The organism is Labrys sedimenti (assembly GCF_034424805.1).
Classification (GTDB): domain Bacteria; phylum Pseudomonadota; class Alphaproteobacteria; order Rhizobiales; family Labraceae; genus Labrys; species Labrys sedimenti.
This window is the reverse complement of the sequence record NZ_JAXOUF010000018.1, coordinates 26,185-39,913: the sequence shown is the minus strand read 5'-3', so window position 1 is coordinate 39,913 and position 13,729 is coordinate 26,185. Positions and strand designations below refer to the sequence as shown.

Here is a 13,729-nt window from a genome sequence, read left to right as displayed (position 1 = left end):
GCCGTTCATTGGAGCCATGGGCAGGCGAAGTGCGCCCGCCCGGAGCGGCGATAGGAACGGCCTCCCACACCACTTGGCGGGGTGGCTAGCGGCTACTCCCGCAGCCACACCCGCATGTCGCCCGGCTGCCGATTGTCCCAGGCAAAATAGGGAATGGCGCGAACCAAGGCCTGCTCTCTGGCGGGAGGGTCGCTTCGATAGAGGGCTCCGCCCCAATCCGAGGTGCGGTCGGCAACCGCCTGGGCCGACAGCGTTACCACGCCACCCAGCAAATCCGGCGCCTCGGCGGCCTCGAGCGAAGCGTCCGACGGTAGGACAAGGCTATGAAGAGGTTCGGAATTGTCGACCTCCTCCACGCAATAGACGACCGGTCCCCTGGCAAGCGCGACCCTGCCGGCATCCTGGCGAACCCTGGGATTGGCGTAGAGGCGCCGGGCCGGCATGTCGAGGTCGAGGCGGATCGTATCCGTCGCCTTCCATTCACGATCGAGCGTGACATAGCCGTCGGCCAGCACCGCCTGGAGATCAACAGCCTCGCCATTGACCATGAGTTGCGCCCGGGGACACCAGCCGGGAATGCGCAGATGCAGCTTGAAGCGCAGCGGCCGCTCGGTGTCGATCGACATCGAGACTGCGCCATCCCAGGGGTAGCGGCTGGTCTGCGTCAGCACCGCCTTCTGTCCGCCCACCTCGAATCGGATGGAACTGTCCCCATAGAGATGGACCGCGACCGCATCCTCGGCCAAGCCATAGATATAGGTGCCGATCGAAGCGACCATCCGTCCGATATTGGGCGGGCAGCAGGGGCAGCGATGCCACTTCCAGCGATTGTGCCGGCCACGGCTCTCGAGCGGATTCTCGTAGAAGAAACGTGAACCGTCGAGCGACAGGCCCGAGATCGAGCCATTGTAGAGCGCCTGCTCCATCACATCGGCGTAGCGTGCATTGGGGCCGACGCCCAGCATCCTGCTCGCCCAGAACACCAGGGCGACCGAGGCGCAGGTCTCGGCATAGGCGGTTTCGTTGGGCAGGTCGTAGTCGGAGGTGAACCCTTCATTGGCAGCCGACGGGCCGAGCCCGCCGGTGACATAGAGATTCTTGGTCGTGAGGTCGTCCCACAGGCGCTCCAGCGCCGTCCGGAGGCTGTCATCCGCGAATTCCGCGGCGATGTCGGCCATGCCGGCATAGAGATACATCGCCCTGACGGCATGGCCGACGACCTTGTCCTGCTCGCGCACGGGCTTGTGGGACTGGTTATATTCATATGTCTTAAAGTGATAATCCTTCGGGTCGGCACCACGGGCCCTTGCTTCTTCATCGAAATAATGCGGCTGCTGGCCGCGCTGGTCGACGAAATAGCGCGCGAGCTCCAGATATTTGCGCTGGCCCGTCACCCGCCCGAGCTTGACCAAAGCGAGCTCGATCTCCTCATGGCCGCAATAGCCTTTGCGCTTGCCCGCCTCGGCCCCGAACATCTCGGCGATGTGGTCGGCAAACCGGCACATGATATCGAGGAGCTTGCGCTTGCCGGTGGCCTGGAAATAGGCGACCGCTCCCTCGATGAGATGGCCCGCGCAATAGAGTTCATGGCAGTCGCGCAAATTCGTCCAGCGCAATCCCGGCTGGATGCGCTGATACCAACTCGACAGATAGCCATCCTTCTGCTGAAGCTTGCCGAACCTGTCGATGACCGCGTCGATCTTGCGCTCCAATTCGTCGTTACGGCGGCGGTAGAGCGAATAGGCGGCGGTCTCGATCGTCTTTCCCCAGTCGGAATCCCAGAACATCTGGGTGGTCACCGTGGCGCCGGTGAACTCGTTGCCGGTCGGCGACATCGAGTGGAAGGGAATGACGACACCCGGCGACGGAACGTCGGGATCGATCTGCTCGAGCATGCGGGCCTCGACGCAGCGATCGTAGAGGATGTCGGCCGTACGCGAGGCAACGGCATCGACGCGGGCGCCCCAGAACCCGGCGACCTCGACTTGCGCCACCGAGGGTGGGCGAAAGGTGGTGTTGGCAGGCATGGTGGCGGGCGTGGCATTGAAACCAGACATGAAAGGATCTCCAGGTAATATCGGCTACTTCACCGCGCCGGCCGTGAGCCCGCGAATGTAGTAGCGCTGCAAGAGCAGGAAGAGGACGAGACAGGGGATCATCATCACGGTGACGCCGGCCTGCACGGCGCCCCAATCGATGGCGCCGAAGCGTCCCGACTGCAGGGCTGTCATCATGACGGGCAAGGTGAACTTGCCCTGGTCCGTCATCAGCACGAGCGCGGCGAGGAATTCGTTCCAGGCGCCGAGAAAGGCAAACAGGGCGATCGTCACGATCCCCGGCCAGACCAGGGGCAGCATGACGCGGATCAGCAGGCTGACATCGTTGGCCCCATCCATGCGGGCGGCTTCCTCGATCTCCCGCGGCACCGCGTCGAAGGCATTGCGCATCATGAAGATGGAAAACGGCAGCTGCAGCGTGACATAGACCCCCACCAGGCCCGTCAGCGTGTTGTGCAGGCCCAATTTGGTCAGGATCAGGAAGATCGGCGTCAGGATCGACTGGAACGGGATCATGATGGTCGACAGGATCATCATGAACAGGAGGTTCTTGAAGGGAAACCGGAAGCGGGAAAAGCCGTATCCGGCCAGCACGCTGATCAATACCGACAGCAGCACCGTCATGCCGGTGACATAGATGCTGTTGAGTGCCGGCTGAGCCAGGCCGTTGCCGAAGCCGTTCAAGGCCGAATAGTTCTCCAGCGACAGGCCGGTGCTCGGCCAGGGTGGCAAGGGCGGCTGACGCGCCTCCATCGGTGACTTGAGGCTGGAGAGGACGGTCCAGACGATCGGCGCGGCGAACACGGCTGCAATGAACACGCCGATCGCATGAGTCCCCACAAAGGAGACGGGGGATCGTCTTTCCGGGGCGGAGGCCGTTTTCATTCCACGCCCTCCGGCTGACGCAGGACGCGAAACTGGATCAGGCTCAAGACGATCAGGACGACCAGCAGCACCATCGACAAAGCGGCGCCATAGCCGAGCTTGAAGGAAACGAAGGACTGGTTGAAGATCCAGTAGACGGCGGTGAGGGTCTGGTTGTTCGGGCCGCCGCGCAGGATGATGTAGAACTGGTCGAAGGCGAGCACCGATCCCGATACCGAGAGGATAAGCGCGAGCGCGAGCGTGCGCCGCATCAGGGGCAGTGTGATCAGCCTAAAGCGGGCCAGAGCCCCTGCCCCGTCGATCTTGGCCGCTTCGTGCAGTTCACCTGGGATGGACTGCAGGCCGGTCATCAGGATGACCATGGTGAAGCCGGCTACCTTCCATACCACCATGGCAATGATCGACCAGAACGCCGGCTGGAAACCGGCGAGAAGATTGATCCTCTTCTGCGTCAGACCAAGGTCGAACAGAGCCGGGCTGAAGAGGCCGGAATCGACGTTGAGCAGCCAGGACCACAACAGGCTGGCGGAAGCAAAACCGACGACGACCGGCATGAAGAAGAAAGTGCGGTAGACGCCGACGCCGGGCCGCGGCCTTTCGATGAACAAGGCCAGCGGAAAGGCGACGGCGAAGATGGCCACCGTCACGATGGCCGTGTAATAGGCGGTAAAGCCGAGGGCCGACCAGAAGCGCGTGTCATGGGCAATCGCCAGGTAGTTGGCGATGCCGATGAAACGGGGCATGCCCATCAAGGGCCAGTTGTGCAGCGACATCCAGGCCGTCATGCATAGCGGCATGATAAAGAACACGCCCACCAAGGCGATCGCCGGCGCGATATAGACCAGCCCCATGAGATTGCCCGAGCTGCGGCGGCGAATTCGCGCCCGCGCGCGCGGCAAGGCTGCCGAGACACTCATCGTCCACTCCTGTCGATGCGAGGCCATCGAGCCGCCTTTGGCAAGGCGGCTCGATGGCTGGGCGTTATTGCGGGGCGGTGTCGATAATGGACTGCATGGTCTTCTGGGCAGTGGCGATGGCCGCCTCGGCGTCATCGCCATAGAGGGCCTCCCCGATCAGCTGGTTCCACGGGCCGTTGGCCGAGTTGATGATGTCGTTGAAAACCGTGCTGTAGGGTGTGCGCCCCTTGGCCATGGCTTCGGCCGCGATCTGGTAGCGTGGATCGAGATCCTTGAGGGCTTGCTTGGCAATATCGCTGCGCACCGGCAGGCTGCCATATTTGGCCAGCAGGGTCTGCCCCTCGATGGAATAGGCAAATTCGAGGAACTGCTTCACCACCGCGATCTTGGGTGTCCCCTTGGTGACAACGAAGTTGTCCCCGCCTGCGAAGGACGACCAGCCGCCATCCTTGCCGGGCAGGAAGGTGATGCCATAGTCGATATCGGGATATTGCGTATTCAGGGCCCCGATGGCGAAGGCACCGGACGGGCTGATGCCGATATTGCCGGCAGCGAAGGCGGCGAAGAAATTGGCGCCGGTGTCGCTTTGGGCGCCCGCGGGCACCAGGTCCTTTTTGATCATGGAGCGATAGAAATCGATGGCGGCGCGCAGTTGCGGGCCCTCCAGGGTCGCCTTCGTGCCGTCTTCGGAAAGAATGTCGCCGCCAGAGGCCCATACCAACGGGGTCAGGGTGAAGATATTGCAGCCCGGGCAATTGCCGGAGAAGTAGTAGCCCTTGATGTTCCCGCCGAGCGCATTGATCTTTTCGGCATCCGCCTCGATTTCGGCCCAGTTGGCTGGGCCTTTTTCGGGATCCAGCCCCGCTTTCTTGAACAGCTTCTTGTTCCAGATCAGCACGGAACTATCGGCGGAGAACGGCAGGCCATAGATCCGGCCGTGATAGGTTCCCGTCTTCACATGAGCCGGCGACAGCGCGGCGAAATAGGGCAGCGCCTTGGCCCAATCGGTGATGTCTTCCAATTGTCCCGAGGCGGCGAAAGCCGGCGTATAGATCAGGTCGAGCGACAAGGCATCGGGCGCTGTGCCACCGGCCGCAGCGGCTCCATATTTGGTGATGATCTCCGCATTGGGAATGATGTCGAGCTTGATCTGGTCGCCGTGGCTCTTGTTGAACGCATCGACCACTTTCGGCATGAAGTTGGAGGCGTCGGCGCGGACCCAGATGGTCGCGGTCTCAGCGCTCCATGCCGGCAATCCGATCGCCGCCGTGGCGACCCAAGCCGCCAAGCCTATCATCAGCCTTCTCATTGTTTCCTCCCCTTTGGTATCACCGACTTAGCCACCCCTTGTTGATGGGGTCTCACTGTCGTGGAGCGGACTGCCGCAGGACTCCCGCACCACAAGCCGACAAGGCAGTTTCCTGACGCCCGGCTCGACAGGCCGGCCATCGACTTGGGCCAGCAGCGCCAGCCCGGCCTGCCGCCCGAGTGCGGCCAGGTTCATGTCGATGGAGGTCAGCGGCGGCCGACTCTGGGAGGCGATGATCTCCCAATTGTCGAAACCGATGACCCCTACGTCTCCCGGCACGCTGAGGCCGCGCTCGCGCAGGGCGTCGATCACCCCGCGCGCAATCATGTCATTGCCGCAGAAGATCGCATCGGGCTTGGCTCCCTTACCGGCAAACAACCGTCCCACCGCTTCATGCCCCCACGCCTCGGACCAGGCCCCCATGAGAGTAGGAATGGGCGGCAATCCGGCCTGGGCCAGCACATCGTGGCAGGCCTTGGCGCGAAGATGCACGACGGAAAAGCTCGCCGGGCCGGTAACATGGGCGATCCGGCGCCGGCCGAGGCCCAGGAAGTGTTCGGTGGCCAGGCGGGCTCCGGCTTCGTCGTCGGAGACGAATGCCGCCGCGCCCGGATCGGGTTCTGTGAAGGCGTAGACGGCCGGTATGCCGAGATTCGAGAGGTCGACCGGGAGCCGCCGGTCGATGCGCTTGCCGGTGGCGATGATGCCGTCGACACGCTTGTCGAGCATGGCGTTGACGTGGAGTTGCGCAAGGCGCGGATCGTCCTCGACATTGCACAGGAAGACCGAGACTCCCTTGTCGACGAGGGCCTCCGTAATCCCGGCCATCAGCGGAAGCGAAAAGCGGCCATAGGTATCGTTGGTCAGCAACCCCACCGTGAAGCTGCGGCGACGGAGCAGGCTCTGCGCCAGGGCATTTGGGCGAAATCCCAACAGTGCGGCAACCTCACGCACCCGCTTGCGGGTTTCGACCGTCATCCGCCCCTGGTCGTTGAGCGCCTTGGACGCGGTGGCGAGGCTGACGCCAGCGGCAGCGGCAACGTCGCGCAACGTGACTGGCTCCGACGCCCCTTCGCCTCCCCTAGACATCAAAGCCTCCCGAATGAGAAAAGGTTTTCTCTTTCTCGATTTAAGCATCTCTTTGGGTAAAAGATGCCTCTTTTTTGTGAGAAAAGCTTTTCTCACTTCTACAGGAGATCCGCGGTCCCGACAAGGGTTATTCGTCGGATGATTGAAATGGCTGGAGAGCCGTTTTCTCCTCCGCCGATTAGGCGGCCCGCAGCAGACAACGGGGCCTTCCCAAGCCGGCGCAGTTCAGGGCGCTCGATGACATTCCGAGGCCGATCGCCGCCAATCCTCCATTGCCTGGCCTCCCTTCTGCGAACGGTCGACGTTCACGACGCTTGACAAGGTCGCTTTCAAGTCTCAGAATGAATTTAATATCACATATGAATAAATATTCATATCGACATGGAGGACTGATGACGGCGCCCCCTCACGCTTTGAATCTCGTTGATGCCGCCGCGTCCGGCCCTGCCTCGTTTCCGGCGCCGCTGGCAGCCGTTGCACATCCAAGCTTCGAGAAGACAGCCGATCCCGAGGCCCTGGCGGAAATTGCCCGCCAGGTGCGGATCAAGATCGTCAGGACCATCGCCCAGGCAGGCCTTGGCCATGTCGGTGGGGACCTCTCGGTGACCGACATCCTCACCACGCTCTATTTCGGCGTGCTCAATGTCGATCCCGCTGCCCCGGCCAAGCCGGACCGGGACCGCTTCATCCTCTCCAAGGGACATTGCGCCGCCGCCTTCTACAGCGTGCTGTCGCTGCGCGGCTTCTTCGATCCCGCCGCCGTCGATACCTTCATGAAGCCGCTGGCCGCCCTCAACGGCCATCCCAACCGCCGCAAGATCCCGGGCGTCGAGGCCAATACGGGTCCGTTGGGCCATGGGCTTCCGATCGGCGTCGGCACGGCCGTCGGCGCGAAGATCGCCGGGCAGGATTGGCGCACCTTCGTGGTGCTCGGCGACGGTGAGCTGCAGGAGGGCTCGAACTGGGAGGCAGCCATGGCAGCCGGTCATCGCAAGCTGGCCAACCTCACCGCCATCGTCGACCGCAACCGCTTCCAGCAGGGCGCGGGCACGGAGGCCACCAACACCCTCGAACCGCTTGCCGACAAGTTCCGTGCCTTCGGATGGGAAGCCATCGAGGTCGATGGCCACGACACCACGGCCTTGCTCGACGTGCTTGCCGCCCGCGGCACGGATCGTCCCCGGGCCGTCATCGCCAAGACCAATAAGGGCCGCGGCGTCTCCTTCATGGAAGACCGGGTGGAGTGGCACCACAAGGTGCCGAGCGCCGAGCAGGTCGAGATCGCATTGAAGGAATTGTCGCTATGAGCGCCCCCGAAGCCCCTCGCCCCGCCGGCGCCCCGGAGACATTCGACTGCCGGGTCGCCTTCGCCGAGGAACTTATCGCCCTCGCCCGGACCGACAGCCGCATCGTGGCCGTCTGCAACGACAGCGTCGGGTCGAGCAATCTCGGTGCCTTCCAGAAGGAATTCCCGGATCGCCTGATCAATGTCGGCATCGCCGAGCAGAACATGGTCGGCGTCGGCGCCGGCCTGGCGAATGCCGGCCTGATCCCCTTCGTCTGCGCGGCGGCTCCCTTCCTCACCGGCCGTGCGACCGAACAGATCAAGGCGGACTGCGCCTATTCGCAATATCCGGTGGTGCTGTGTGGCATGTCGCCGGGCATGGCCTATGGCGAATTGGGCCCCACCCATCATTCCATCGAGGACTTCGCCTGGATGCGGGCAATTTCCGAACTCACGGTGATGGCGCCAGCCGATCCGCAGGAAACGCGCCAGGCGGTGCGCTGGGCTGCAAATGCGGGAAAGCCCGTATTCATGCGCGTCGGCCGCTTTAAGATCCCCGCCGTGAACAGGCCGGGCGACAGCTTCCAGCCGGGCAAGATCGGCACGTTGCGCGAGGGCGGCGACGTCACTCTGGCCGCGATCGGCACCATGGTGTCGCGAGCCCTGGAAGCAGCGGACCTGCTTGCGGCACAAGGCGTCTCCGCCCGCGTCCTGAATGTCTCGACGCTGAAGCCGCTAGATGAGGAAACCATCCTGAAGGCAGCCCGAGAAACCGGTCGCATCGTCACGGCGGAAGAGGCGATCAATGTCGGAGGGCTCGGTGGTGCCGTTGCAGAGACGGTTGCCCAGCACCATCCCGTCCCGATGCGAATTCTCGGCGTGCCCTGCTTTGCGCCGACGGGTGACACCCAGTTTCTGCTCGATCATTTCGGCCTGAACGCCAAGGGCATCGTCGAGGCGGCGCTCGCCCTCCTGGGCAAGGGGGCACATTGATGGCCGGCCCGCTCGTTCTCGCGATCGACCAGGGCACGAGCTCCACCAAGTGCCTGCTGGTCGACAGCTCCGGCGCCGTGATCGCGCGCGGACAGGCGCCGCTGCGCGAAAGCCACCCCCAGCCCGGCTGGGTCGAGCAGGATGCCGGGGAGATCTGGCAAAGCATCAGCACCGCCGTGGCGGCCTGCGTCACGCCCGAACACGCCCGGGCAGTCGTCGCCGCCGGCATCAGCACGCAAAGGGAATCCTGCCTGCTGTGGGACCGCAAGACAGGTGCTCCACTCTCGCCCGTCCTGTCCTGGCAGGATCAGCGAACAGCGGCCCTGGCGCAGGCGATCGGCACGCCCGAAGCGCTCGCCCGGGTGCGCCGGGTCAGCGGCCTGCCGCTCGACCCGATGTTCTCCGCCCTCAAATTGCGCTGGCTGCTCGACCAGGTCGATCCCGATCGCACCAAGGCCCGCGCCGGCGACATCCGCATCGGCACCATCGACAGCTGGCTGCTGAGCCGTCTGTCCGACGATCATCTCATCGAGGCAGGCAATGCCTCCCGCACGCAGTTGCTCGACGTCGTCAAGGGCCGCTGGGATGAAGGCCTTCTGGAGCTGTTCGGCGTACCGGCCGAAACACTGCCCCGCCTCACGGCCTCGAGCGGTCCCTTTCCAAGCCTTCGCGGTCTCGCGCCCCTGCCGGACGGAATCCCTCTCCTGGCCGTGATGGCCGATTCCCATGCGGCGCTCTTTGCGCATGGCGCGATCCGGCCCGGCGAAGCCAAGGCCACGCAGGGAACCGGCTCGTCCGTGATGGGCCTGATTCCCGATGGAGCCGCGCTCGATCCGGGCCTGTGCCTCACTATCGCCTGGGCCATCGACGGTGTCGGGCCCGAGCGGCTCGCCCTCGCCGCCGAAGGCAATATCCGGGCGGCGGGCTCCACCTTGCGGTGGGTGGCCGGTATTCTCGGCGTCGATACGGACGAATTGGCAAGGTTGGCGAATGCGACCCCGAGCAGCATTGCCCTGGTGCCCGGCTTCACGGGGCTCGGTGCGCCGTGGTGGGACGCGGAGGCCGTCGGCCTGCTGACGGGCATAACGCTCGGCACCGACAGGAATGCCATCGCCCGCGCGGCCATCGACAGCATTGCGCACCAGATCGCCGATGTCGTCGAGGCTCTCCAGCGCAGCGGCTCGCCCGTGCACCGGCTGCATGTCGATGGCGGCCCCACACGCAACGACCAGCTCATGCAGATGGAGGCCGACATGATCGGCCGGCCCATCCTGCGAGGGCATACCGCCGAGCTCTCGGCGCTGGGTGTCGCCCATCTGGCGGGCCTGAAGGCCGGGTTCTGGGATGCCGGGACACTGGCAGGGCTCGATCGTCCTCGGGATGTCTTCGAACCATCGATGCGGCCAGCCGAACGCCAGGCCGAGCGCCGGCGCTGGCTCGATGCCGTCGCACGCTCACGCTTCCGGCCAAGTGCGTAGACAAGTGCCTGGATCCGCGTCTCACCCAAACCAAGAGCCACGACAAGGGCGAAAGAACCAAAGCGGGAAGGAGGGAACATGTCAGCCCAAGTAGAGAATTCGGATCGAGCGAGGCCTCGCTTCAAGATCGACCTGACCGGAGGCATCTGGGGACCCTTGATCGGCCTCCTCGTGCTGATCGCCTTCTTCTCGATCCGGGCGCCGCATTTCTTCACGGTGCAGAACGCCATCATCATCTTCGACCAGATCACGGTCTACGGCATCCTCGCCATCGGCATGACGCTGGTGATCATCACCGGCGGGATCGACCTGTCGGTCGGCTCGGTGCTCGCCTTCTCGGCCATGACCACGGGCTGGCTGTTCTCTACCGTCGGGCTGCCTTTCGTACCGGCCCTGCTCCTCGGCATCCTCGCCGGAGCGGCCTGCGGCCTGGTCTCGGGCCTCCTGATCACGCAGGCGCGCCTGCCGCCCTTCATCGCAACCCTCGCCATGATGACGGTCGCCCGCGGCCTCGCCAACAAGTATACGGACGGAAACGTGGTTTCCGGCTGGCCTGACGCCTTCAACACGCTCAACACCTATCGCCATTTCGGGCTGATCACCGCCACCACCGCCTTCTTCCTTCTGCTTGTCGTGCTGACCTGGACTTTCCTGAAATACCGCCCGGCGGGACGCAACCTCTATGCGATCGGCGGCAATCCGGAGGTGGCACGCCTGGCCGGCATTTCGGTGAAACTGCAGATCGTCGTCGTCTATGCCGTGGCTGGAGCCCTGTCGGCGATCGCCGGCATGGCCAATGCCGCCCGGCTGCAGACCTCCCAGCCTTACGACGGGCTCGGCTATGAGCTCACCGCCATCGCCGCCGTGGTGATCGGCGGGGCGTCCCTTTCCGGCGGCGTCGGCAGCATCGGCGGCACGCTGATCGGCATCCTGATCATCGGCGTGCTCAATTCGGGCCTCAGCCAGATCGGCGCGCAGACCTACGACAAGGACGTGATCATCGGGATCATGATCGCGGCCGCCGTCGCCTTCGACACCCTCATCCGGCGACGCCGGTAACCGATCGGGGCGGGCGATGCCCTCCCGGTGCCCCAACTACGCCTGCAACAAGAACTCCAACCGAGGAAACCTCCCATGAGCAGAACCATCCACGCTCTCGGCCTGACGCTTGCCTTCGCCGTTTCGCCCCTCGCCGTCTCCGGCGCCTGGGCCGCCAACAAGGTCAAGGTCGGCCTTGCCGTCGCCAATCTCCAGGCCGATTTCTTCAACCAGATCAAGCAGTCGGTCGAGAAGAACGCCGCGGCGATGGGCGCGGAGGTCGTCACCGTCGATGCCAAGGGCGATGGCGCCACCCAGGTCAGCCAGATCCAGGACCTGATCACGCAGAAGGTCCAGGCCCTCATCTACATTCCTGCCGGTGCCGCGGCCGCCAGCGTGCCGGTCAAGGCTGCCAAGGCCGCCGGCATTCCGGTCATCGCCGTCGACCGCAACCCGGCCGATGCCCCGGGCGATACCTTCATCGCCACCAACTCGGTGGCCGCGGCCAAGACACTCGGCGACTATGTCTGCAAGGTCACCGGCGGCAAGGGGGATCTCGCCATCATCCAGGGCCAGATCGGCACCACGCCGGAGCAGGATCGCGACAAGGGCTTCAAGGAAGCCATGGCCAATTGCGCCGGCATCAAGGAAGTCGGCCGCGAGGCTTCCAAGATGTGGATGAAGGACGAGGGCTTCAACATCGCCCAGAACATGCTGCAGCGTGACCCCACCATCAGCATCTTCTTCGGCCGTGCCGACGCCCTCGCCCTCGGCGCCGCGCAGGCGGCCAAGGCCTCCGGCTCCGATCACAAGGTCTGGGTCTTCGGCTTCGACGGCGACCTTGCCGGTCTCAAGGCCGTCAAGGACGGCACGCTCGACGCCACCATGACGCAGCGCACCCAGTTCATGGGCAAGCTTGCCCTGCAATCGGCGCTCGACCTCGTCGCCGGCAAGAAGGTGCCGGCCGAGCAGTTGCAGGATGCGGCACTGACCACCAAGGACAATGTGGATCAGTACATCGCCGAGCACCCTTGAGGCCCGACCCGTCTGCGGCGCGCTTCGAGCACCGCAGACATTCGAACGCCCCTTGCGAATGCTCCTCGCGAGCATGCCCGCTCTTCATCGGATCCCCGGCTGTGCCAAGGCGGCCGGGCACCCCTCTGCAGGAGGCCCGTCATGAATGAATCCCCAGAACCATTCACCGCCGGCCTGTCGGTGCGCGGCGCCTCCAAGCGCTATGGGCCGGTGACGGTGCTCGAAGGCGTCGACATCGATGTCCGGCCCGGCGAGGTGGTCGCCCTGCTCGGCGAGAACGGCGCCGGCAAGTCGACCATCTCCTCCATCATCGCCGGGCTGATCCAGCCGACCGCCGGCACGATGACCTGGAACGGCGAGCCCTATGCGCCGGCCAGTCCCGCCGATGCGCTCGCGCGCGGCATCGGCCTGATCCACCAGGAGATGCGGCTCTTGCCCGATCTCACAATCGCGGAGAACGTCTTCGTGGGCCGCCAGCCCACGAAGTCAGGCCGGGTCGATCGCGCCTTTATGGCAAAGCGCGCCGCCGAACAGCTCCATCGTCTGGGTCTCGACGTGCCCACCTCGACCCTGGTGCGCCATCTACGCGTCGCCGCCCAGCAGCAGGTCGAGATCGCCAAGGCGCTCACCCTCGATGCCAAGCTCCTGATCCTCGACGAACCGACCGCCGCCCTGGGCGGCGAGGAAACCGATCATCTCTTCGAACAGATCGAACGCCTGAAGAAGGAAGGCATGGGCTTCGTCTATATCAGCCATCGCCTGGACGAGATCGCGCGCATCGCCGATCGCGTCGTCGTGCTTCGGGACGGGCGGCTGGTCGGCACCTACGCCACGGCGCAGGTGCCGGTGAAGACCCTGGTCGAGGCCATGGTCGGCCGCTCGGTCGAACGCATGTTTCCGGCCATGACCACGCCGGCCGACCGGGAGGTCCTGCGCGTCGAAGGTCTGAGCGCACCCGACAAATCCTTTCGCGACATCAGCTTCAACGTGCACGCCGGCGAGGTCTTCGGCATCGCCGGCATCGTAGGTGCCGGGCGTACCGAGCTGGTGCGCGCCATCGCCGGCGCCGATCCCATCGCCACCGGCTCGATTGCCATCGACGGCAAGCCGCTTTCCCCGCGCAGGCCGGCCGACAGCCTGGCGGCCGGCATCGTGCTGGTGCCGGAGGATCGCAAGGACCAGGGCCTCATCCTGGAGCACACGATCGGCGACAACATCGCCCTGGGCAATTATCCCCGGATCGCCCCCTCCGGCTTCGTAACATCGGGCGCCGTGCGCAGCTATGCCAACCAGAACATCAAGCGTTTCGGTGTGAAGGGCAGTGCCGGCCAGCCCGTCGGCCATCTTTCAGGAGGCAACCAGCAGAAGGTCGTGCTGGCCAAATGCATCTCGCGCCGTCCCAAGGTGGTCATCCTCGACGAGCCGACCCGGGGCATCGACGTCGGCGCCCGTGCGCAGATCTACGAGGTGATCGCGGACCTTGCCCATCAGGGGCTTGCCGTCATCGTGGTCTCCTCAGACCTGGACGAGGTCCTCGGCCTATCCAATCGCGTGATGGTGCTCAGCCGCGGCCTCAATCGCGGCATTCTCGATCGCAATCAAGCCAATCGCGTCTCCGTGATGGAACGCGCCACACTTTGACG

At 64.6% G+C, this 13,729-nt stretch carries 11 protein-coding genes; 6 read left to right on the top strand and 5 right to left on the bottom strand.

Annotated elements, in window-relative coordinates; all coding sequences use genetic code 11:
* Positions 1-92 precede the first annotated feature (92 nt).
* From U1R88_RS28955 to U1R88_RS28935, 5 genes are all read right to left on the bottom strand, one after another.
* Positions 93-2,057 carry a glycoside hydrolase family 127 protein gene (locus U1R88_RS28955; protein WP_322434392.1) on the bottom strand — a complete coding sequence of 655 codons (1,965 nt, stop codon included), beginning with the start codon at positions 2,055-2,057 and terminating at the stop codon, positions 93-95.
* Between the two features lie 24 nt (positions 2,058-2,081).
* Positions 2,082-2,942 carry a carbohydrate ABC transporter permease gene (locus tag U1R88_RS28950; protein WP_322434391.1) on the bottom strand — a complete coding sequence of 287 codons (861 nt, stop codon included), beginning with the start codon at positions 2,940-2,942 and terminating at the stop codon, positions 2,082-2,084.
* On the bottom strand, positions 2,939-3,793 hold the full coding sequence (locus U1R88_RS28945) for a carbohydrate ABC transporter permease (protein WP_322434444.1): 855 nt from the start codon (positions 3,791-3,793) through the stop codon (positions 2,939-2,941). Before U1R88_RS28945 ends, U1R88_RS28950 begins: the two co-directional genes overlap by 4 nt.
* 130 nt (positions 3,794-3,923) lie before the next feature.
* Positions 3,924-5,168, bottom strand: a complete 1,245-nt coding sequence (locus tag U1R88_RS28940) for an ABC transporter substrate-binding protein (RefSeq protein ID WP_425545495.1) — start codon at positions 5,166-5,168, stop codon at positions 3,924-3,926.
* Between the two features lie 27 nt (positions 5,169-5,195).
* A complete protein-coding gene (locus U1R88_RS28935; protein ID WP_322434389.1) occupies positions 5,196-6,257 on the bottom strand; it encodes a LacI family DNA-binding transcriptional regulator in 1,062 nt (353 codons plus the stop codon).
* 392 nt (positions 6,258-6,649) lie between these two features.
* Between U1R88_RS28935 and U1R88_RS28930 the strand changes: the two genes are divergently transcribed.
* The 6 genes from U1R88_RS28930 to U1R88_RS28905 all read left to right on the top strand — a co-directional run bounded on the left by U1R88_RS28930 (position 6,650) and on the right by U1R88_RS28905 (position 13,727).
* Positions 6,650-7,564: a transketolase gene (locus U1R88_RS28930; RefSeq protein WP_322434388.1), complete on the top strand. Its 915-nt coding sequence runs from the start codon at positions 6,650-6,652 to the stop codon at positions 7,562-7,564.
* A complete protein-coding gene (locus tag U1R88_RS28925) occupies positions 7,561-8,535 on the top strand; it encodes a transketolase family protein (RefSeq protein WP_322434387.1) in 975 nt (324 codons plus the stop codon). The genes U1R88_RS28930 and U1R88_RS28925 overlap by 4 nt, the downstream gene beginning before the upstream one ends.
* Positions 8,535-10,013 (top strand): FGGY-family carbohydrate kinase, encoded by a 1,479-nt coding sequence (locus tag U1R88_RS28920; protein WP_322434386.1) that lies wholly within the window; start codon positions 8,535-8,537, stop codon positions 10,011-10,013. The genes U1R88_RS28925 and U1R88_RS28920 overlap by 1 nt, the downstream gene beginning before the upstream one ends.
* A gap of 78 nt (positions 10,014-10,091) precedes the next feature.
* Complete coding sequence (locus U1R88_RS28915) at positions 10,092-11,072, top strand: ABC transporter permease (RefSeq protein WP_322434385.1); 981 nt, start codon at positions 10,092-10,094, stop codon at positions 11,070-11,072.
* Positions 11,073-11,147: 75 nt separating this feature from the next.
* Positions 11,148-12,086, top strand: coding sequence for a sugar ABC transporter substrate-binding protein (locus U1R88_RS28910; protein WP_322434384.1), 939 nt, complete (start codon positions 11,148-11,150; stop codon positions 12,084-12,086).
* Positions 12,087-12,227: 141 nt separating this feature from the next.
* Positions 12,228-13,727, top strand: coding sequence for a sugar ABC transporter ATP-binding protein (locus U1R88_RS28905; RefSeq protein ID WP_322434383.1), 1,500 nt, complete (start codon positions 12,228-12,230; stop codon positions 13,725-13,727).
* Positions 13,728-13,729 lie beyond the last annotated feature (2 nt).